The sequence below is a fragment of the Arthrobacter sp. THG-b23 genome, assembly GCF_059091265.1.
Genome location: NZ_JBNHGM010000001.1, coordinates 226,606 through 247,082, shown reverse-complemented (window position 1 = coordinate 247,082; position 20,477 = coordinate 226,606). Strand labels below are relative to the sequence as shown.

At 66.9% G+C, this 20,477-nt stretch carries 22 protein-coding genes and 1 tRNA gene; 18 read left to right on the top strand and 5 right to left on the bottom strand.

Features of this window, described 5'->3' with window-relative positions; all coding sequences use genetic code 11:
* Positions 1 to 17 precede the first annotated feature (17 nt).
* Together AC5RVD_RS01205 and AC5RVD_RS01200 are read right to left on the bottom strand one after the other, a co-directional pair.
* Positions 18 to 1,406, bottom strand: coding sequence for an aspartate aminotransferase family protein (locus AC5RVD_RS01205; RefSeq protein ID WP_494112861.1), 1,389 nt, complete (start codon positions 1,404 to 1,406; stop codon positions 18 to 20).
* Positions 1,407 to 1,480: 74 nt separating this feature from the next.
* A complete protein-coding gene (locus tag AC5RVD_RS01200; RefSeq protein ID WP_494112817.1) occupies positions 1,481 to 1,975 on the bottom strand; it encodes an Lrp/AsnC family transcriptional regulator in 495 nt (164 codons plus the stop codon).
* Between the two features lie 368 nt (positions 1,976 to 2,343).
* On the opposite strand from AC5RVD_RS01200, the gene AC5RVD_RS01195 reads away from it, so the two are divergent.
* The 16 genes from AC5RVD_RS01195 to AC5RVD_RS01120 all read left to right on the top strand — a co-directional run bounded on the left by AC5RVD_RS01195 (position 2,344) and on the right by AC5RVD_RS01120 (position 17,215).
* Positions 2,344 to 3,567, top strand: a complete 1,224-nt coding sequence (locus tag AC5RVD_RS01195) for an ABC transporter substrate-binding protein (protein WP_494121155.1) — start codon at positions 2,344 to 2,346, stop codon at positions 3,565 to 3,567.
* Positions 3,567 to 4,730: an ABC transporter ATP-binding protein gene (locus tag AC5RVD_RS01190; protein ID WP_494112819.1), complete on the top strand. Its 1,164-nt coding sequence runs from the start codon at positions 3,567 to 3,569 to the stop codon at positions 4,728 to 4,730. Before AC5RVD_RS01195 ends, AC5RVD_RS01190 begins: the two co-directional genes overlap by 1 nt.
* The gene (locus AC5RVD_RS01185) at positions 4,730 to 5,665 is read left to right on the top strand and encodes an ABC transporter permease (RefSeq protein WP_494112820.1); all 936 of its coding nucleotides are present in this window, start codon (positions 4,730 to 4,732) and stop codon (positions 5,663 to 5,665) included. The genes AC5RVD_RS01190 and AC5RVD_RS01185 overlap by 1 nt, the downstream gene beginning before the upstream one ends.
* 11 nt (positions 5,666 to 5,676) lie before the next feature.
* Positions 5,677 to 6,474, top strand: coding sequence for an ABC transporter permease (locus AC5RVD_RS01180; protein ID WP_494112821.1), 798 nt, complete (start codon positions 5,677 to 5,679; stop codon positions 6,472 to 6,474).
* A 31-nt stretch (positions 6,475 to 6,505) separates the two neighbouring features.
* Positions 6,506 to 7,861, top strand: coding sequence for a transaminase (locus tag AC5RVD_RS01175; protein WP_494125676.1), 1,356 nt, complete (start codon positions 6,506 to 6,508; stop codon positions 7,859 to 7,861).
* A gap of 39 nt (positions 7,862 to 7,900) precedes the next feature.
* Positions 7,901 to 8,239, top strand: coding sequence for a YnfA family protein (locus tag AC5RVD_RS01170; protein ID WP_494125675.1), 339 nt, complete (start codon positions 7,901 to 7,903; stop codon positions 8,237 to 8,239).
* Positions 8,240 to 8,355: 116 nt separating this feature from the next.
* A complete protein-coding gene (locus tag AC5RVD_RS01165) occupies positions 8,356 to 9,138 on the top strand; it encodes an SGNH/GDSL hydrolase family protein (RefSeq protein ID WP_494112824.1) in 783 nt (260 codons plus the stop codon).
* A gap of 119 nt (positions 9,139 to 9,257) precedes the next feature.
* Positions 9,258 to 9,749, top strand: a complete 492-nt coding sequence (locus tag AC5RVD_RS01160) for a MarR family winged helix-turn-helix transcriptional regulator (RefSeq protein WP_494112825.1) — start codon at positions 9,258 to 9,260, stop codon at positions 9,747 to 9,749.
* A 413-nt stretch (positions 9,750 to 10,162) separates the two neighbouring features.
* Entirely contained in the window at positions 10,163 to 10,399 is a 237-nt protein-coding gene (rpmB, locus tag AC5RVD_RS01155) for a 50S ribosomal protein L28 (RefSeq protein WP_136785732.1), read from the top strand.
* Positions 10,399 to 10,566, top strand: a complete 168-nt coding sequence (rpmG, locus tag AC5RVD_RS01150) for a 50S ribosomal protein L33 (RefSeq protein ID WP_127512989.1) — start codon at positions 10,399 to 10,401, stop codon at positions 10,564 to 10,566. The genes rpmB and rpmG overlap by 1 nt, the downstream gene beginning before the upstream one ends.
* Positions 10,567 to 10,568: 2 nt before the next feature.
* Positions 10,569 to 10,874: a 30S ribosomal protein S14 gene (gene rpsN / locus AC5RVD_RS01145; protein WP_493939214.1), complete on the top strand. Its 306-nt coding sequence runs from the start codon at positions 10,569 to 10,571 to the stop codon at positions 10,872 to 10,874.
* A gap of 353 nt (positions 10,875 to 11,227) precedes the next feature.
* Complete coding sequence (locus tag AC5RVD_RS01140) at positions 11,228 to 11,512, top strand: HU family DNA-binding protein (protein WP_494112826.1); 285 nt, start codon at positions 11,228 to 11,230, stop codon at positions 11,510 to 11,512.
* A gap of 147 nt (positions 11,513 to 11,659) precedes the next feature.
* Positions 11,660 to 12,271 carry a hypothetical protein gene (locus AC5RVD_RS01135; RefSeq protein ID WP_494112827.1) on the top strand — a complete coding sequence of 204 codons (612 nt, stop codon included), beginning with the start codon at positions 11,660 to 11,662 and terminating at the stop codon, positions 12,269 to 12,271.
* A gap of 36 nt (positions 12,272 to 12,307) precedes the next feature.
* Positions 12,308 to 12,985, top strand: a complete 678-nt coding sequence (locus AC5RVD_RS01130) for a copper resistance CopC family protein (RefSeq protein ID WP_494112828.1) — start codon at positions 12,308 to 12,310, stop codon at positions 12,983 to 12,985.
* Entirely contained in the window at positions 12,978 to 15,179 is a 2,202-nt protein-coding gene (locus AC5RVD_RS01125) for a bifunctional copper resistance protein CopD/cytochrome c oxidase assembly protein (protein ID WP_494125674.1), read from the top strand. Before AC5RVD_RS01130 ends, AC5RVD_RS01125 begins: the two co-directional genes overlap by 8 nt.
* A complete protein-coding gene (locus AC5RVD_RS01120; RefSeq protein ID WP_494125673.1) occupies positions 15,176 to 17,215 on the top strand; it encodes an NHL domain-containing thioredoxin family protein in 2,040 nt (679 codons plus the stop codon). Before AC5RVD_RS01125 ends, AC5RVD_RS01120 begins: the two co-directional genes overlap by 4 nt.
* An 81-nt stretch (positions 17,216 to 17,296) precedes the next feature.
* Here AC5RVD_RS01120 and AC5RVD_RS01115 read toward each other — a convergent pair whose 3' ends face one another.
* Positions 17,297 to 18,283, bottom strand: coding sequence for a hypothetical protein (locus AC5RVD_RS01115; RefSeq protein WP_494125672.1), 987 nt, complete (start codon positions 18,281 to 18,283; stop codon positions 17,297 to 17,299).
* A 113-nt stretch (positions 18,284 to 18,396) separates the two neighbouring features.
* Here AC5RVD_RS01115 and AC5RVD_RS01110 point away from each other — a divergent pair, with 113 nt between their 5' ends.
* Positions 18,397 to 18,876, top strand: a complete 480-nt coding sequence (locus tag AC5RVD_RS01110) for a nucleoside deaminase (RefSeq protein WP_494112832.1) — start codon at positions 18,397 to 18,399, stop codon at positions 18,874 to 18,876.
* A 9-nt stretch (positions 18,877 to 18,885) separates the two neighbouring features.
* On the opposite strand, the gene panD is transcribed toward AC5RVD_RS01110, so the two are convergent.
* Positions 18,886 to 19,302 (bottom strand): aspartate 1-decarboxylase, encoded by a 417-nt coding sequence (panD, locus tag AC5RVD_RS01105; RefSeq protein ID WP_494107479.1) that lies wholly within the window; start codon positions 19,300 to 19,302, stop codon positions 18,886 to 18,888.
* A gap of 138 nt (positions 19,303 to 19,440) precedes the next feature.
* On the opposite strand from panD, the gene AC5RVD_RS01100 reads away from it, so the two are divergent.
* A complete protein-coding gene (locus tag AC5RVD_RS01100) occupies positions 19,441 to 20,319 on the top strand; it encodes a hypothetical protein (protein ID WP_494125671.1) in 879 nt (292 codons plus the stop codon).
* A 73-nt stretch (positions 20,320 to 20,392) separates the two neighbouring features.
* Here AC5RVD_RS01100 and AC5RVD_RS01095 read toward each other — a convergent pair.
* Positions 20,393 to 20,466, bottom strand: a tRNA-Gly gene (locus AC5RVD_RS01095).
* Positions 20,467 to 20,477 lie beyond the last annotated feature (11 nt).

Below are 20,477 nucleotides of genomic sequence, written 5' to 3'. Positions count from 1 at the left end.
CGGGGTCCTGCTGCCGGTCAGAGGTGGTTCATTCCCTCCATGAGGACGGAGCGCAGGATCTGCTCGATCTGGTCGAATTCGCGCTGGCCAATGGTCAGCGGCGGAGCCAGCTGGACCACGGGATCGCCCCGGTCGTCGGCGCGGCAGTACAAACCGGCGTCGAACAGCGCGTTGGACAGGTAGCCGCGCAGCAGGTGCTCCGACTCTTCGTCGTTGAACGTCTCCTTGGTGGCCTTGTCCTTGACCAGTTCGATCCCGTAGAAATAGCCCTCGCCGCGGACATCGCCGACGATGGGCAGGTCCAGCAGCTTTTCCAGCGTCTTGCGGAAGGCCGGGGCGTTCTCTTTGACGTGGTTGTTCAGGCCCTCGCGTTCGAAGATGTCCAGGTTGGCCATGGCAACGGCGGCCGAGACCGGGTGCCCGCCGAAGGTGTAGCCGTGGTAGAACGTCGTGTCGCCGTGCTTGAACGGTTCGAACAGGCGGTCGGAAGCGATCATCGCGCCGATCGGTGAGTAGCCGCTGGTCATGCCCTTGGCGCAGGTAATCATGTCCGGCACGTAGTCGAAGTCGGTGGAGGCGAACATCGAACCGATCCGGCCGAACGCGCAGATGACTTCGTCGGAGACCAGCAGAACGTCGTACTCGTCGCAGATTTCGCGCACCCGCTCGAAGTACCCGGGCGGCGGCGGGAAACAGCCGCCCGAATTCTGCACCGGTTCCAGGAACACGGCGGCAACGGTGTCCGGGCCCTCGAACTCGATGGCTTCGCCGATCCGGTCCGCAGCCCAGCGGCCGAAGGCCTTCGGGTCTTCCAAGCCCGCCGGGGCGCGGTACTGGTTGGTGTTGGGAACGCGGAAAGCGCCGGGCACCAGCGGTTCGAAGGGTGCCTTCATGTCCGGGATGCCGGTGATCGACAGCGCTCCCTGCGGGGTGCCGTGATAGGCGACGGCGCGGGAAATCACCTTGGTCTTGTTGGGCTTGCCCTGCAGCTTGAAGTACTGCTTGGCCAGCTTCCACGCAGATTCCACGGCTTCACCGCCGCCGGTGGTGAAGAAGACCCGGTTCAGATCGCCCGGGGCGTGGTGGGCCAGGCGTTCGGCCAGCTCGATGGCCGCCGGGTGGGCGTAGGACCACAGCGGCATGAAGGCCAGTTCCTTGGCCTGCCGGGCGGCGGCCTGCGCGAGTTCCTCGCGGCCGTGGCCCACCTGGACAACGAAGAGCCCTGCGAGACCGTCGATGTATTCGCGGCCCTGGTCGTCGTAGATGAGGTGGCCTTCGCCGCGGGTAATCACCGGTACGTTGCCGCCGGCAACCAGCGGTGAGTGGCGGGCCATGTGCATCCACAGGTGGTCGCGGGCCGCCTGCTGGCGGTCCGTTCCCATCGGAGTGGTGTAGGTCCGGCGCATCGGGGCGTCGGTCGTCGTGCCGGCGGGTGTGCCTTGGCCCGGGATGCTGGTGCTTGGCGATGCGGATGTCTGTGTCATCGGGTTCCCCAGTTGTATTCCTGCTTGCGCAGAGAGAGGTACATGAATGTTTCGGTGCTCAGGACGCCGGGAATGCCGCGGATCTGGTTGACCAGCCGCAACAAATCCTGGTCGTTTTCACAAATGACTTCGGCCAGAATGTCGAACGAGCCCGCGGTGACCAGACAGTAGTCCACCTGGTCCAGTTCCGCGATCTTGTCCGACACTTCCAGCAGGTCGGCAGCGGTCTTGATGCCCAGCATGGCCTGCCGCGCAAAGCCCAGCTGCAGTGGATCGGTCACCGCGACGATCTGCACGATGCCGGAGTCGATCAGCTTCTGCACGCGCTGCCTGACGGCTGCTTCGGAGAGCCCGACCGCCTTGCCGATGGCGGCGTAGGAACGCCGGCCGTCTTCCTGCAGCTGCTCGATGATGGCCTTGGAGACCTCGTCAACCGCAGGGCTGTGGCTGTTGCCGATGGGGCCGTGGCCGGCGCTGGGCAGCAAGGTCAAGCGTATCCACCTCCTAAGCGAATACCCGCCACCGGCAGGATTGCTGACTATTGAATCCGTTGTCTGGGAAGAGCGCAAGTGCTGATTTCGAAAAGATTAGCCGCCGCGGCTATCGAAATACGAAGACCTTGAGGCTACTATCTGTTGTGAAGCGGCTCACAGCAGCTTTTTGGCGCGGCAGTTCCGGCCGCCGGGTGCATACTTCGCGGGTGTGCCCGTTGCGACAGGACAATCGGCGTTCCGGAAGAGGGCTTGCTTCGGATTTCGTCGTGTAATCAAAAATTTACAACTGAAACTATTGTCGGGGTCTCCGGCGTCTGCAAGTATCGACGCACCAGCGAGGTCCGATCCGTCAACAGGAGCACCAGATGCCGAAACGACTACCTGAAGACCCACGCCTGCGCCGCCTGGTCGCTGCGCAGATGTCACGCCGCAACGTCCTCATGGGCGCCGGCGGACTGACTTTGGCCGGCCTGCTCGCTGCGTGTGGCACGGGCGGCACGGGCGGCTCGTCGAACACCGGTTCGGCAGGTGCGCTGTCACCGGCGGAAGACCTGTCTGACCAGGAAAAGGAAGTCAACTGGGCCAACTGGACCCTGTACCTGGACTATGACGACTCCACCCAGACCTACCCGTCGCTGGAGGCCTTCACGAAGCAAACCGGGATCCAGGCCAACTATTCCGAGGACATCGACGGAAACGACACGTACTTCGGGAAGGTCCAGGGCCAGCTCGCCGCCGGGCAGGACATCGGACAGGACATCATCACGCTCACCGACTGGATGGCCGCACGCCTGATCCGGCTCGGCTACACGCAGGAACTGGACCACGCGAACATTCCGAACGCGGCCAACCTGTTGGAAACCCTGAAGAACGTGGACTTCGACCCGGACCGGAAGAACTCCCTGACCTGGCAGTCCGGATACGCGGGCATTGCTTGGAACAAGGAAGCGGTCCCGGGCGGGCTGCGGACGGTATCCGATCTGTGGAAGCCCGAGCTCAAGGGACGCGTGGAAGTGCTCGACGAGATGCGCGACACCATGGGCTTGCTCATGCTGGAGAACGGCGTGGACATTTCCGGCGACTGGGGCACGAGCGAATACGACGCTGCGCTGGAGGTCCTGCAAAAGCAGATTGCCGACGGCCAGATCCGCCAGGTCAAGGGCAACTCCTACAAGGAAGACCTGATCTCCGGCGACGCGCTGGCAGTGATTTGCTGGTCGGGCGACATCACGCAGCTGAATTTCGAAGAGGGCGACAAGTGGCAATTCGCGCTCCCGGAAGCCGGCGGAACCCTGTGGTCGGACAACCTGCTGGTGCCGATCGGCTCGCCGCACAAGAAGAACGCGGAAGCGCTGATGGACTTCTACTACGATCCGGAAAACGCGGCGACCGTCGCGGCCTACGTGAACTACATCTGCCCGGTGCAGGGGGCCAAGGAAGCCATGGAGAAGATCGATCCGGAACTGGTCGACAATCCGCTGATCTTCCCCACGGACGAAGACCTGGCCAAGGTCAAGGTCTTCCGCAGCCTGGAAGCCGATGAGGAAACCGATTTCGGCAACCGTTTCCAGCAGGCGATCGGCAACTGATGACCCAGGCACCACTGAGGACAGAGCACGCCAACGCCATCGGCGAAGACAGCGGCGCGGATCTGGTACTGGCGTCCGTCACCAAGCGGTTCGGCGACTTCGTGGCCGTCGATGCCCTGGACCTGACCATTCCTGCGGGCCAGTTCTTTGCCCTGCTCGGCCCCTCCGGCTGCGGCAAGACCACCACCCTGCGGATGGTAGCCGGGCTGGAACAGCCGACGTCGGGGAGCATCAGCATCGGCGGCAAGGACATCAGCAAGACCAGCCCGCACCAGCGGCCGGTCAACACGGTGTTCCAGAACTACGCCCTGTTTCCGCACATGAGCGTGCTGGACAACGTGGCGTTCGGGCTGCGCCGGCGCAAGGTCCGTGACGCTCAGGAGCAGGCGAAGAAGGCACTGGAGCTGGTGGAGTTGTCGCACCTGGCCGCACGCCGGCCGGCCCAGCTCTCCGGCGGCCAGCAGCAGCGGGTGGCGCTGGCGCGGGCGATCGTGAACCAGCCGGCCGTGCTGCTGCTGGATGAGCCGCTGGGCGCACTGGACATGAAGCTGCGCCGGCAGATGCAGGTGGAACTGAAGAAAATCCAGACCGAGGTGGGGCTGACCTTTGTCCACGTCACCCACGACCAGGAGGAAGCCATGACCATGGCGGACACCGTGGCCGTCATGAACGCCGGGAAAGTGGAGCAGATGGGGGCACCCAGGGAACTGTATGAGCTGCCGCGCACCGTCTTCGTGGCCAACTTCCTGGGCAAATCCAACCTGGTCGCCGGTGAGATTATCGAGGACCGGGGCGACGCCGTCGTCGTCAATGCCAACGGCAACCGGCTGGCCGTGCTCAAGGAGCGCGCGACCGTGCACCGGGGCAAGGCGCTGATCGGCATCCGCCCGGAGAAGCTGAAGATGATGTGGCCGCATGATGCGCCGGCCGAGGCAGCCAACATCCTGCGCGGCACGGTGCTGGACACCTCGTTCACCGGGGTCAGCACCGAGTACCTGGTAGAGGTTGCCGGGGTGGGCACGGTGGGCGTGTTCAGCCAGAACCACGGCCAGCAGCTGGCGCAGCCGGGCGACGCCGTGGTGCTCAGCTGGGACACGGAGCACGCCTTCGGCCTGGACGGCGACGAGGAACCGCAGTACGGGGCGCCCGAGGACGGTGACTGATGAGTGCCCTGGCCACCGCAGACAAGTCCCCCGCTGCGGATAACGGACGCGGCAGCGGCGAGCTCAAGGAGGAACGCCGCCGGGGGCGGATGGGCTACTGGCTGATCCTGCCGGGCTTCTTCTTCCTGCTGCTGTTCTTCGTGCTCCCGGTGTTCTCGCTGCTGGCGACCTCGCTCTACACGAAGCCGCCGGGGGCCGACATCGGCCAATTCGCGCCGGCGCTTGAATTCAACAACTACGTGCGGATGCTGGGCAGTTACTGGCCGGAGCTGCTGCGTTCCTTCGGGTTCGCGCTGGTCGCCACTGCCGCTGCACTGCTGATCGGCTATCCGATGGCCTATCTTATTGCGGTCAGGCTGCGCGGTCGCGGCCTGCTGCGGGGCATCCTGCTGGTGCTGATCATCGCGCCGTTCTTCACCAGCTTCATCCTGCGCACCCAGGCCTGGAAACAGATCCTCGCCGATGAGGGCCCGGTAGTCGCCGTGCTCAGGACGTTTGCCCTGCTCCCGGAGGACGGGCGGCTCACGGCCACCGCCTTCGCCGTGGTCTGCGGCCTGACCTACAACTTCCTGCCCTTCATGACGCTGCCCATCTACGCGAACCTGGAACGGCTGGACACCCGGCTGATCGAGGCCGGCAACGACCTCTACGCGAACGGCTTCACCACGTTCAGGACGGTCACGCTGCCGCTGTCGATGCCCGGGGTGATGGCCGGAACGCTCCTCACCTTCATTCCGGCGGCCGGCGACTACATCAATGCCTCGCTGCTGGGCAACAACCAGAACACCACCATGATCGGCCAGGTCGTCGACTCCCGGTTCTTCCGCGTCGTCGACTATCCGGGCGCTTCGGCACTGTCCTTTGTGCTGATGCTGGCCATCCTCGCCCTGGTCTTCATCTACGTCCGCCGTTTCGGCACCAAAGAACTGCTGTAGGGGGCCCTGACGTGAAAAACTCCTTCGGCCGCTGGCTGGTCCCTGTGTTCGGCGGACTGGCGTTCGTCTTCCTGTTGGTCCCCATTGCCTACGTTTTCGTGTTCTCCTTCAACGACGCCGGGCGCACCAACCTCACCTGGCGCGCCTTTACCTGGGACAACTGGGCCAACCCTTGCGGCGCCCCGGCGGTCTGCCAGGCGCTGGGCAACAGCCTCCAGATCGGCGCGGTCGCCACGTTGATCGCCGTCCTGCTGGGCACGGCCATTGCCATCGGGCTGGTCCGCTACCGGTTCCGGTTCAATTCCACCGCCAACATGCTGATTTTCCTCCCGCTGGCCACCCCGGAAGTGGTCCTCGGCGCCTCGCTGCTGGCGCAGTTTCTGAACGTGGGCGCGGAACTGGGCAAGGGCACCATCATCATCGCGCACACCGTTTTCTGCATCTCGTTCGTCGTGGTCACGGTCAAGGCCCGGGTGTCCAGCCTCGACCCGAAGCTGGAGGAGGCGGCGGCGGACCTCTATGCCTCCCCGATGCAGGCTTTCTGGCGGGTCACCTTCCCGCTGCTGCTGCCGGGGATCGTGGCGGCAGCCCTGCTGAGCTTCGCGATCAGCTTCGACGACTTCATCATCACCAACTTCAACTCCGGCAACGTGGATACCTTCCCGAAGTTCATCTACGTGGCCGCCACCCGCGGCATTCCCGCCCAGGCCAATGTGATCGGTTCGGCGATGTTCATCATCGCGCTGCTGATCGTCATCGGCGGGCAGATCCTCGCCCACCGCCGCGCCAAGATGTTGGCGGCACGCTGACCGCCGCCGGCTCGCTGACCAGGAGCACTTCATGATCGACCGGAACAGGCTGGCAGTGCTCTTCGCCCGCGAACTGCAGGACTTCGAGGCGAAGCATCCCCAGTCCAAGGCACTGTACGACGGCGCCTCCCACCTTTTCGGGAAAGTCCCGATGACGTGGATGAACAAGAAGCCGGGCGGCTTCCCCCTCTATCTGGCGCGGGCCCGCGGCTGCCGGGTGTGGGACGTGGACGGTCTCGAATACGTGGACTTCGCGCTGGGCGACACCGGCGCGATGGCCGGCCACTCCCCGGAGCCCACCGTCGAGGCCATGATCCGGCGTGCCGCCGACGACGGCGGGCTGGCCACCATGCTGCCCACCGCGGACGCGCAGTGGGTAGGGGCGGAGCTCGCCCGCCGGTTCGGGGTGGAGCGCTGGAGCTTCTCGCTCACCGCCACCGATGCCAACCGCTGGGCCATCCGGCTGGTCCGCGCCCTGACCGGCCGGAGCAAGATCCTGTTCAATCCGTACTGCTACCACGGGTCGGTCGACGAATCGCTGATCGTAGCCGGCCCCGACGGCGAGGGGATGAACCGCCCGGGCAACGTCGGGGCGCCGGTGGACGTCACGGAGACCAGCAGGGTCGCGGAGTTCAACGATCTTGCGGCCCTGGAACGTCAACTTGCCCACGGCGACGTGGCGGCGGTGCTGATGGAACCGGCGCTGACCAACATTGGCATCGTGCTGCCCGAACCGGGCTACCTGGACGGCGTGCGGGAACTGACCCGCCGGCACGGCACCCTGCTGATCATCGACGAGACACACACCTTCTCCGCCGGACCCGGCGGGGCAACGGCGGCGTGGGGGCTCGAGCCGGACGTGGTGGTGATCGGCAAATCGATCGGCGGCGGCATCCCCTGCGGGGCCTACGGGCTCAGCGCCGAACTGGCCGAGCGGGCACTGGGCCGGACGGACCTGGACCTGGTGGACATGGGCGGTGTGGGCGGCACCCTGGCCGGAAACCCGCTGTCCGTCGCCGCCATGCGGGCCACGCTCGAACACGTGCTGACGGATCAGGCCTTCGCTGCCATGACCGCGCGTGCCACGGAGTTCGCCGCCGGCGTGCAGCGGGTGATAGATGCGTATGCGCTGCCGTGGTCGGTGTCCCGGTTGGGTGCGCGTGCCGAATACCGTTTCGCCAGCCCGGCCCCCCGGAACGGCACGGAGTCGGCGGCCAGCCACGACGGCGGGTTGGAAGACTTCCTGCATTTGTACCTGGCCAATCGCGGCATCCTGCTCACCCCGTTCCACAACATGGCCCTGATGTGCCCGCAAACCACCAGCGCCGACGTCGAACGGCACCACGAGGTCTTCGAAGAAGCCGTCCGGGAGCTGACGGGCCGCTGAGGCGGCCGCGCCGGGCCGGCGGCTTGGGATACTGGCTGGATGACGATCGCCAAATCCGCCATCCTGTTTGTCCTCGCCGCCATTGCGGAGATCGGCGGCGCCTGGCTGGTCTGGCAGGCGGTGCGCGAAGGCCGGGACTGGTGGTTCGCCGGCCTGGGCGTGATGGCCCTGGGCCTGTACGGTTTCATCGCCGCCCAGCAGCCGGATGCGAACTTCGGCCGGGTGCTGGCCGCGTACGGCGGAGTGTTCATCGCCGGGTCGCTGGCCTGGGGGATGCTGCTGGACGGATTCGAGCCGGACCGCTGGGATTACATCGGCGCCGGCCTCGCGCTCGCCGGGGTCGCTGTCATCATGTACGCACCGCGCAGCGGCGGCTAAGCGGTGCCGGTCGGCGGTGCCGGTCAGCCGGCGCTGAGCCGGTGCGCTTGCCCGGCCAAGCGGAGGCCGGAGTCGCGCGGGCCGCTGCCGGAACGGTTCTTTGTTAATCTGGTCCGGTGACTTTTGCGAAGCGTTTTGTGGCCTTGGGGGATTCGTTCACCGAAGGGGTGGGGGACAAGGACCCCAACCTGCCCAATGGCGTGCGCGGGTGGGCCGACCGGGTTGCCGAGCAGCTGATGCTCGCCGATACCGGCTGGGGCTACGCGAACCTTGCCATCCGGGGCAAGAAGATCGCCCAGGTACTCAACGACCAGGTCGACGCCGCCGTAGCGCTCCGGCCGACCGTGGTGACCCTCTACGCCGGCGGCAACGACATCCTGCGCCCGCGGGTGGACATCGACGACCTGATGGCCGGGTACGAAGCCGGGGTGGCCAAGCTGGCGGCCACCGGGGCCGACGTCGTGCTGTTTACCGGCTTTGACACGGTGGCCTCGGCGGTCTTCGGCAAGACCCGAGGCCGCACCGCCATCTACAACGAATGGGTGCGGGAGATTGCCGACCTGCACGGAGCCAAAATCGTTGACTACTGGCGGATGCGCGAGTTCCGCGACTGGCGCTACTGGGACGACGACCGCCTGCACATGTCCACCGCCGGGCACACCTTGATGGCCAAGAAGGTGTTGGAAGTGCTGCAAGCAGAGGACATCATCGACTTGCCGGCGCTGCCGGACCTGGCGACGCTGACCCGCCGCCGCGCGATGGCCGCCAATGTCCGGTGGGCCCGGGAGCACCTGGGCCCGTGGATGGGGCGCCGGCTGCGCGGAACGTCCTCGGGGGACTCGCTCACCGCGAAGTACCCGCAGCTAACCGGGCTCCACGCCACCGGCCGGCCAGGGTAGTGTCGCGCAGAAGCGGGTCGACGCGGGCCGTCGCGGGGGCGGCCGGTGGCCGGTCCTTATCCGGGCGCCCCGTCGGCCCATAACACTTGAAGCCTCAAGTTTTATGGCAGAATAGGGGTATGACTTCTGCACGCTGGCTCGACCCCGAAGAGCGCCAGGCATGGCTGGCCTTGCTGGCGGTGTCCACCCTGTTGCCGGGCAACCTTGACGCCCCGCTGTACCGGGAAGGCAAGCTGACGCTCTTCGACTACAACGTGCTGGCCATGTTGTCCGAGGCGCCGGACCGGTCGCTGCCCATGAGCGAGCTGGCCTCCCGCACCTATTCCTCGCTGTCCCGCCTCTCGCACGTGGTCAAGAAGCTCCAGGGCCGCGGCTGGGTTTCCCGGGCGCAGTGCGCCGACGACGCCCGGGTGACCATGGCGTTGCTCACGGATGCGGGGATGGCTGCGATCGTGGCCCTGGCGCCGGGACATGTCGAAACCGTGCGCCAGGCGGTTTTCGACGGACTGGACCGCAAGGATGTGCGGGACCTGGAGCGCATCGGCAAGAAGATCGTGCAGCAGTTGGAGCCCAGCAGCTGGGTGCTGCGCGAACCGCGGCTGAACAGTTGAGCCGCGCGCCCGGCACCGCGGCTCGCAACCGCAGTCGATGGGTGGCAGTTGGTTTGATCCAAACCGCCGCTGCCCCTAAGATGGAGAGGCGTTAAGTCACGCAACTTTGGCACCCCCTTGCCCAGGCAGAGGGAGACGACGTTGCGTGGCGTCCGTGTTTACCTAGAATTGAGGGTCGCGGATAGGCCGTGCTTCCCCCGGGAAATGCGCGGTTTATTGCACCTGACTTCACCGTCTTCCCCGCGGCGAGGCACTTCGGCTGGATCTCACCCCGCCAGGTTCACCTCCGGAAAGTCGCAGTAATAACGGTGTCACAACTGGTGGCGGGCGCTCTTACACGCAGATTCGCAGGCCGCTTTACTTACGTCTCTGCGTCAGGTCCGTCAATATTTACTACAACTGGAGGAGAGATCATGGCAGCACACTGCCAGGTGACCGGAGCCGAGCCCGGCTTTGGCCACAGCATTTCGCACTCGCACCGCCGCAACAAGCGCCGGTTCGATCCGAACATTCAGAAGAAGCGCTACTGGGTTCCGTCCCTGCGCCGCAACGTTACGCTGCAGGTTTCGGCCCGCGGCATCAAGACCATTGACGTCCGCGGCATCGACGCAGTCGTTGCCGAGCTCCTCGCGAAGGGTGTGAAGCTCTAATGGCAAAGGACAAGGACGTACGTCCCATCATCAAGCTGAAGTCCACCGCCGGCACCGGCTTCACCTACGTGACCCGGAAGAACCGTCGTAACGACCCGGACCGCATTGTCCTGAAGAAGTACGACCCGGTCATCCGCAAGCACGTCGAATTCCGAGAGGAGCGCTAAACATGGCCAAGAAGTCCAAGATTGCTCGCAACGAGCAGCGCAAGGTCGTTGTCGAGCGTTACGCCGCGAAGCGTGCCGAGCTGAAGAAGACCCTGGTCGACGTCAACGCGACCGACGAGGCCCGCGAAGAGGCCCGGCTGGGCCTGCAGAAGCTGCCCCGCAACGCGTCCCCGGTCCGCGTCCGCAACCGTGACCAGATCGACGGCCGTCCCCGCGGCACGCTCCAGAAGTTCGGAATCTCGCGCGTGCGTTTCCGTACCATGGCGCACAACGGCGAACTGCCGGGCATCAAGAAGTCCAGCTGGTAGGAATCCGGCTGGCTTCCTGGTGAAGCTGCTTCAAAGGGCGGCGGTCCATTCGGGACCGCCGCCCTTTGCCATGTCCGGGATGCATCGGGCAGGCGGCGGGAAGAACGACGGCGGTGCCACGCGGGACCGGGCGGCCGGGGACGCGCGGAAACGGCCCATCATATGCTCTCGGCGCAAAAAGCGGACCCCGCCGGGCGAAATCGGCCCAAAATGAGGGTATTTCGCTAAAAATTCCGCCAGATTCCGCGGATTTTGCCGGATCCGGGCGGCCAAGCTGGTAAGTTTTCGCTCAGTAGCTTTTCCGCAGCCTGCGGAGGCTCTGACCAAACCGAAGCAGTCCAGGAGGACAAAAATTGGCTATCAATCGCAGTGAACTTGTTGCAGCTGTTGCAGAGAAGGCCGGCACCAGCCAGACCGCAGTGAACGGTGTTCTGGACGCAGTGTTCGACATCTTCGCAAACTCCGTCGCCAAGGGCGAGAAGATCACCATCCCGGGCTGGCTCGCCGTCGAGCGCACCGACCGCGCGGCCCGCACCGGCCGCAACCCGCAGACCGGCGAATCCATCCAGATTCCGGCAGGCCACAGCGTGAAGCTGACCGCTGGTTCCAAGCTGAAGGCTGCTGTCGCCAAGAAGTAGTTTTCCCACCAGACTTCCGCAGGACCGTCACCGGCAACCGGTGGCGGTCCTGCTCTTTAACGCCTTGACTTCTACCGGCGGTAAAATAGCCGGGCGGGGCGTGCGCCATGAGCACGCCCGGAAGCATCGGGACGGAGGACTCAGGGCATGGTCCAGCGGGAAGCGCGACTGCTGCGCGGCTGGCTCGGCGCTGCCGTGGCCACCTCCGCGGCTGCGCTGTCGCACCTTGCCGGTGGAGGACATGCGCCGGCCCTGGCCGTCTGGACGCTGTCCCTCGCCCTGTCCGGGCTCGTTTGCGTGGGCCTGGCCGGCAAGTCCCTGTCCTGGCCGCGACTGTTGGCCGCGGTGGGGGGCAGCCAGGCCATCTACCACCTGCTCTTCCAGATGGGCCACGGGGCCCCTGCGGGAATTACCCCGGGCGCCGGAGCCCATGCCGGACACGGCATCTCCTTGCCTCCCGGCGAATGGGTGGCGGCCGTACCTGCCCCGCCGGCTGCAGCCGAGGATCCGGCGATGCTGGCAGCCCACCTTGCCGCAGCCGTTGCAACGGTCGTGTTGCTGCGCCGCGGTGAGCAAGCGGCCGCGGCCCTGGCCGGAACCATGTCGCTGGCAATTCCGTGCCGGCTGTGCAGCTGGCATCCGGTACCGCGGGCCAGGCTCGCCGTCCCCGGGGCACGGGTTGTCCGCACACTCGCCGCGCTTGGAGTGCCGCTGCTTTCCCTGCGCCACCGGGGACCACCCCTGCATCACGCTTTCTGACCGGCGCACCTGCGCATCCCCCGACGAAAGAACGTGATGAACCCCCATACGACCACCCCTGCACCCGTCCGCGTTGCCGCCTCAGGGTCTTCGGCCGCCAGGCAGCGCCGCGAGGACGCCCGACACACTGCCCGGCAGGCTGCCCTGCGCCGGCTGCTCGTGGCCGCCTTGGTGGCCATGCTGCTGTGGCTGTCGGCGGCGTTGACGCTGGCACGTCCGGCGTCGGCCCACGACGAACTGATCGGATCCACCCCGGAAAACGGCGCCGTCCTCGACGTCCAGCCCGAGAGCATCGTGCTGGAGTTCAGCGCGAATGTGATGGATATCGGCACCACCACCCAGGTCCTGGACACCGCCGGCACCGACTGGGCCGCCGGCGCACCGGTGCTCGGCGGCCGCGAGGTCACCATTCCCCTGCAGGACGGCATGCCCGACGGCGACTACCAGCTGGGCTGGCGGGTCGTCTCCAGCGACGGCCATCCGATCGAAGGAACCACGAAATTCTCCCTTGCGGCCGGCGGCACGGCCTCGCCCGCGGCATCCGCGTCCGCGGCCGGCGGATCCGGCAACACCGCCGAGGCGGCCGGGGAGGAGGACGGGGCCGGCAGCGGCGGACTGTTTCTCGCGTTGGGCGCCGGCACGCTGGCCATCCTCGCCGGGCTGGCCGCCTTCGTGATGAGCAAGCGGGGCGGAGGCGCTGGCGGTCGTGGCTGAGCGGCTGACCCCTGCAGGTGACCGGCGTCCTGCGGCCATCACTGCCGACGGGATCGGCAGGGGATGGGTCCTGGCCGGTGCGGTTGTCCTCGTCCTGGCGCTGGCAGCCGCCCTGCTCTACTCCGGGGCGGCCGCTACCCGCCAACTCTCCGACCCCGGCGCCTTGACCCGATGGGCGCTGCCGGTGGCCAAGGCCGCCAACAACACCGCCCTGGCCACAGTCATCGCCGCGCTGCTCTTCGCCGTCGGAATCCTGCCCAAGCAGTTGCGTCCCGGCCGCAGGCCGGACAACGGCGACGAGGGCCCCGAGCATCCCGCCTTCACGGCCGCGCTGCGGCTGGCCGCGGCCGCCGCCGTCGTCTGGACACTGGCTGCCATGGCCGTGCTGGTCTTCAGTTTCTCCGACGTCGCCGGGCTGCCGGTGAGCGGGGACGCCAGTTACACCGCCGGATTCATCGGCTTCATGACGGACATCGGGACCGGTCAGGCCTGGCTGTCCATCACCATCGTGGCCGCCGTCGTGGCCACGCTGATCTTCGGACTCCGCTCCCTCCCCGGGCTGGGAGCCACCCTGGTGCTGGCAACCATCGGCGGGCTGCTGCCGATGGCCCTGATCGGGCACTCGGCCGGCGGCGACGACCACTACGGGGCCGTGAACTCCATCGGACTGCACCTGCTGGGTGCCTGCCTCTGGGTGGGCGGAATCATCGTGCTCGCGGTCATCTCCGGGACGCTGGGCACCAAGGACATCACCGGGCAGGTGCTGCGCCGCTACTCATCGCTGGCGCTGATCAGCTTCGGCCTGGTTTTCTTCTCCGGCATCATCAACGCGTCCATTCGAATCACCTCGCTGGACCAGCTCTCCAGCCCGTATGGGGTGCTCGTGGTGATCAAAGCCCTCGCCACGCTGCTGCTGGGGGCAATCGGCTTCATGCACCGGCAGTGGATCATCCCCGAACTCGGAACGATGTCCGGCAAGCGCGTCCTCTGGCAGCTGATCACCGTGGAACTCCTCATCATGGCGGCGGTCTTCGGCGTGGCCACGGCGCTGGCCCGCACCGCGCCGCCCACGCCCGAGGAACTGCCGCTGGACGCGTCCCCGGCACGCATCCTGACCGGTTACGAGCTGCCACCGGAACTGGTCGGGAGCAGTTGGCTGACCGTCTGGCGGTGGGACTGGCTGTGGGTGACGTTCGCCTTGGTCACCGGCATCGCCTACCTGGTGGCAGCCGCCAGGCTGCGCCGGCGCGGCGACGGCTGGCCGGTGGCGCGGACCATCAGCTGGATTGTCGGCCTGCTGGCGCTCACCTATGTCACGTCGGGGGCGCCGGCAGTCTACGGGATGGTGCTGTTCAGCGCGCACATGCTGGACCACATGGCCCTGACCATGGTGGTGCCGCTGTTCCTCGTGCTGGGCTCGCCGGTCACCCTGGCGCTGAAGGCGCTGCCGCCGCGCCGCGACGGCAGCAAGGGCCTGCGCGAATGGATCCTCTGGCTGGTGCATTCGAAGTATTCCGCGGTCATCACCCATCCGCTCTTCACGGCAGCGAACTTCGCCGGCTCGATCATCATCTTCTACTACTCGCCGCTGTTCGGCTTCGCCCTGCGCGAGCACGTGGGGCACGAGCTGATGAACCTGCACTTCCTGCTCACCGGCTACCTGTTCATCCTTTCGATGATCGGCCAGGATCCGCTGCCGCGGCGCGCGCCCTATCCGTTGCGGCTGTTGCTGCTGTTCGCGACGATGGCCTTCCACGCTTTCTTCGGCGTCGCCCTCACCAGTTCCACGGCCCTGATCCAGGCCTCCTGGTTCGGCAGCATGGGACGGGAGTGGGGCCTGTCGGCCATGGACGACCAGCAACTCGGCGGGGCCATCATGTGGGGCATCGGGGAAATACCCACCCTCTGCATCGCCATCGGAGTGGCAATTGCCTGGTCGCGGTCCGACGCGCGGGAAACAAAGCGTAAAGATCGTTCGGCCGAGAGGAATAACGACGCCGAACTGGCGGCTTATAACGATATGTTTGCCAAGATGGCCCGGCAGGACGCACGCGTGGTCCCGCCGGGGGCAGCAAGGCCTGCCGCCGGGCCCGGCACGGACTCCGGCGACCATGAACTTCCGACAACCACCACCGGGCAGCCGCCCGTTCCGGAACCGGATGACGCCGGCCGGGCACAAGGAGAAACCAGATGACTGAGGCAGCCGACACCATCCGCAGCGACTACCGGGTCCGCGCCTCCGACCTGGTGGGCCGCAACTGGCTCAATACCGGCGGCAAGCAGCTGGGGTTGGAAGACCTGCGGGGCAAGATCGTGCTGTTGGACTTCTGGACCTTCTGCTGCATCAACTGCCTGCACGTGCTGGACGAACTGAGGCCGTTGGAGGAAAAGTACAAGGACGTGCTGGTCACCGTTGGCGTGCACTCCCCGAAGTTCGAGCACGAGGCCGACCCCGTGGCGCTGGCCGCCGCCGTGGAGCGGTACGAAATCCACCACCCGGTGCTCGACGATCCGGAACTGGACACCTGGCAGGCCTATGCCGCCCGGGCCTGGCCGACGCTGGTGGTCGTGGACCCCGAGGGCTACATCGTGGCGCACCTGTCCGGCGAAGGCCACTCCGGCGGCTTGGCGTCGCTGGTGGAGGAACTGGTGGCCGAACATGAAGCCAAGGGCACGCTGCACCGCGGCGACGGGCCGTACGTGCCGGCGGAAACCACCGCAGGCGACCTGCGCTTCCCGGGCAAGGTCATTCCGCTGCCGGACGGCGTCGGCTCCGCCGGCGGGTCCTTCCTGGTCAGCGACACCGGTCACCACCGGCTGGTGGAACTTGCCGCGGACCTGTCGACAGTGCTCAAGACCTACGGTTCGGGAACGAAGGGCTGGCAGGACGGGCCGGCCGACGCTGCGCAGTTCAACGAGCCCCAGGGAGTGGCCCTGCTTCCGGAAGGGATCCGCGAAAAGGCGGGCTACGACGTCGTTGTTGCGGATTCCGTGAACCACCGCCTCCGCGGCCTGTCCCTGGCCACCGGCGAGGTGACCACGGTCGCCGGCAGCGGAGTGCAGCGGCTGCTCGATGCCGACTCCCAGCGCACCGCCCCCGGGCTCGCCGAAGCCGGTCCCGGATCCGTGGCCGACGAAGCGGCTTCCGGGGAAGGGCTGGGGGAGGAGCTGGCAGAAGCCATCGCATCTGGCCGGGAGCAGCTTCCCGCCGACCCGCTGGCCGTCTCGCTCAGTTCGCCGTGGGACGTGCTGTGGTCCACCCGCCTGGAGGCCGTGGTGATCGCCATGGCCGGCGTGCACCAGATTTTCACCTTTGATCCGTCCTCCGGTGCGGTCGACATCCTTGCCGGTACCGGGCTGGAAGGCCTGCAGGACGGCGAGGCCGCCGCGGCCTGGTTCGCCCAGTCGTCCGGCTTGGCCGAGGACGCGGCAGGCGCGATTTGGGTTGCCGACTCGGAAACGTCCGCCCTGCGCAAGATCTCCTTCGTGGAGGTCAAGGGCGGGCACCGCGCGCACGTTTCCACCGCCGTCGGCACCGGCCTATTCGACTTCGGATTCCGCGACGGGGAGGCAGCCGAGGCACGGCTGCAGCATCCGTTGGGCGTGGCCGTCCTGCCGGACGGCTCGGTGGCCGTGGCGGATACCTACAACGGGGCGGTACGCCGTTACGACCCGGGCAGCGGGACCGTCTCCACCCTGGCGCGCGGCCTGGCCGAGCCGTCCGACGTCCTCTTGGACACCTCTGCAGTGGCCGGCGGCGGCGAGCCGCTGCTGCTGGTGGTCGAAGCGAACAAGCATCAGCTCGTCCGGCTTCCCCTCCCCAAGGAAGCGCTGAAGGTGGACGAGGGGGCCTCCCAGACGCAGCGGCCCAAGACCGAGGTCTCGGCCGGGCCGCTGGCGCTGACCGTCCGCTTCGCCGCCCCCTCCGGCCAGAAGCTGGATGACCGCTGGGGAGACCCGACCCAGCTGAAAATCTCTTCTTCACCGGAGAACCTGCTGGTTTCCGGGGCCGGCACCTCCGTGGGGCTGGTGCGCGAACTGGTGCTGTCCGACGAGGTCGGCGAGGGCGTCCTGCACATCACCGCACGGGCGGCGGCCTGCGACGGCGAACCCGGCGGCGAGATCCCGGACCATGCCGCCTGCCACCTGTACCAGCAGGACTGGGGCATCCCCGTGGTCATTGGCTCCGGAACCGGCGAGATGACCCTGGACCTGCGCGGGCTGAACTAGGCGGGCCGCACGGCAGGACTGCCAACGCCGGAGGCGGACAGGACCAGCCTGTCCGCCTCCGGCATCTCAGGTGGAGCGGACTCAGTACTCCACGACGGGGGTCAGGGTGACATTGCCGTCATTGACGGACAGCCGGCCGGTGAAGCCGAACTCCTGCTCGATTTCCCGCTCGACCGCGGCGCCGGTGAACAAATCGATCTCCACGACGTTCAGCTTGGCGACGCCGGTCAGCGGGCTGAGGACCCAATTGCCCTTGAACGGCTCTATCTTGACGTCCGGATACTTCACGATCGACCAGTTGATGGTGCTGTCCTGGACGCGGTCCATCGCTGCGCTGAACGGGCAGCCGGAGGGCTGCAGCACGCGCTGCTCCGCGCACGAGTCAAGGAAGGCGTTGACCTGGGCGCCCAGGTCCTGAACGAGCTTGGGCGTGGCTGCCGTCGCCAGCGAAAGCCGGGCGTCCTGTGCGTTTTGCGGGCCGGTCAGCACGGACTCGACGACCGGGGCGGCGAAGTAGTCGCTGGCGTAGTGGGCCTCGAAGGTTCCGGGATAGAACACCGCAAAGGAATTCTTGCCTTCCGGCAGGGCCACCCGGGTGCCGTTGAGCGAGGCTTCGTTCTCGTTGATCACGTCCACGCTGATGGTGGGAAGGGTGCTGGGTACGAAGGACCACTGGTTGAAAAAGAGCCACGTCGTGCCGGTCTTCTCCAAGGCGAACGTCGAGGTGTGCGCGTCACCGCCAACCGTGTAATGGACGGGCAGGTCCACCTTGTTCTCGCCCGCCGGCACCGGATCGCCGATTTCCAGGTCTTCGAGATCCTCTACCGAGGACTTGAGCGCGGCGCCGTCGAGCATGGCGGCGTTGGCGTCCGGCACGGTTGCGTGGAGCAAACCCAGCGCCGCACCGCCATCGCCGTCTTCCAGCGCCTTGAAGTACGCCTTCACCTGGTGCTGCGGGCTGAACACGAACGCATTGACCAGCATGATCGTCAAGGCAGCAGCGGCCACGGCAAGCATCAGGCACAGCAGCCACGTGGCTACGGTCCTGAGCACTGTCGAATTTCCCACCCGCACTACGTTACCTGCTGGCAGGGCGCGTTACCTGTTGGCGGCGCGGTTCCCCGGTCCAGCGTGGGCTGCGTTACATGCCGGCAATTGTGCCGCTCTGCCATAATCGGCTCATGGAACCGGCAGCGGAGGACCTTAGGCATTTGCGGCGCTGCGTCGAACTGGCCCGCGAAGCGTTGGACGACGGCGATGAGCCGTTCGGCTCGGTGCTGGTCGATGCCGGCGGCGACGTGCTGTTCGAGGACCGCAACCGGGTCAAGGACGGCGACCATACCCGGCATCCGGAGTTCGAGATTGCCCGTTGGGCCGCCCGGAACCTCCCACCCGAGGAACGCCGCGCGGCGACCGTCTACACCTCGGGCGAGCACTGTCCGATGTGTTCGGCAGCGCACGCGTGGGTGGGCCTGGGACGGATTATCTACGCTGTGTCATCGGATCAGCTGGGCCGGTGGCTGGCGGGGTGGGGCATAGCGCCGGCCCCAGTGGCCGCGTTGCCGATTCATGTGGTGGCACCGGGAATCCCGGTCGGCGGGCCGTCCGACGAGCTTGCGGACGAGGTCCGCGAGCTGCACCGGCAGTTCCACCGGCGCTGAGCTCAGGGACTACTGCTGAACCGCGAACGGCGGGCGCATCAGCCCGTCGTCCACGGACTCCGCCGGATCCGAGCCCAGCTCTACGATCCTGTTGCCCGCGTCCACATGCACCACGGAGGGCACGAAGGACCTGGCCTCGTCATCGGTCATGTCGGCGTAGGTGATCAGGATGACGAGATCGCCTTCGTGCATCAGGTGCGCGGCCGCACCGTTGATGCCAAGCACGCCCGAGCCGCGTTCGCCGGCGATGGCGTACGTCTCCAGCCGGGCGCCGTTCGTGACGTCCACAATGGAAACCAGCTCGCCGGGGAGGATGTCGGCGGCGTCCAGCAGATCGAGGTCCACGGTCACGGACCCGACGTAATGCAGATCCGCATGCGTGACCGTCGCGCGGTGGATTTTGGACTTGAACATTTTGCGCATCATCGCCTACCAGTTTAGTCTCCACCCCGGCCGCCCATGAAAGGGGTTCCCGATCTGGTCCGCCGGCGGGTGCAGGTCTAGGGTGGAGCCACAGGGGGCAACAACCTGCTGAGCGAGAGCGATCGAAGCAGGAGGCATGCGATGAGTTCGGAAATCGGCAGCAGCAGGCGCGACGACGGCGGCGTGCGGCCGGGAGGCGATGTTCCGGCAACTGCCCGGGAACCGCGGGACGTTGGAACGGAGCCCGCGCCGGCGGAACCTCTGCCGACCGAGGCGATGCCCGTGGCAAGCCAGGACCGCACGCGCAGCGACCAGCCGGAAACGGCCGTCTTCGGCCGCCAGGCCACGGCGGACGACATGGACCCGGATGCCGTCGGCGGCAGCCCGGATGATGGCATCTACGCCGAACGGAGCTACCGGGACACCAGCGCCTACCGCCCGGAAGCAACCCTCGACGAGGAAGTGCTGTACCAGCGGCAGCACAATGCCTACGGCGGGCTGCGGCTGGGATCCGCGTTTTTCGGCTGGCTGACCGCCACCGCCATGATCGTGTTGCTCACGGCGGTCGCCACCGGTGTTGCCGGGGCTATCGGCGTCGCCAACAATACGGAAGTGCGCGGCTTGCTGGACAGCATCACCGCCGGCGACGGGCAGGCCGCCGGGATCGCCGGGGCGGCGCTGGGGGCCATCATCCTGATCGCCTATTTCTGCGGGGGTTACGTGGCGGGACGGATGGCACGGTTTGACGGCGTCCGGCAGGGCTTCGCGGTGTGGCTATGGGGCCTGGTGGTGGCGGTCATCGCGGCGGTGGCCGGGCTGTCGGTCGGCGGACTTGGCATGCTGACGGGACCGGCGCCGGTGATCGACCGCCCCGTCGAGCAGCTGGCGATGCCGGGCCTGATTGCCTTGGCTGTAGTGCTGCTGGCGAGCCTCGCCGGATCGCTTCTGGGCGGCGCCGCGGGCATGCACTATCACCGGGCCATCGACCGTGCGGGCTTCGTGCCGGACGACGACGAGTAGTTGCGGCCGCTTCCTGCCGCCAATAGGACAAAGAAAGGCACCCCGGTCCGAAGGCCGGGGTGCGCAGTGCGAGTGGAGCGGGCGACGGGAATCGAACCCGCGTATCGAGCTTGGGAAGCTAGCGCTCTACCATTGAGCTACGCCCGCACAGGATCCGC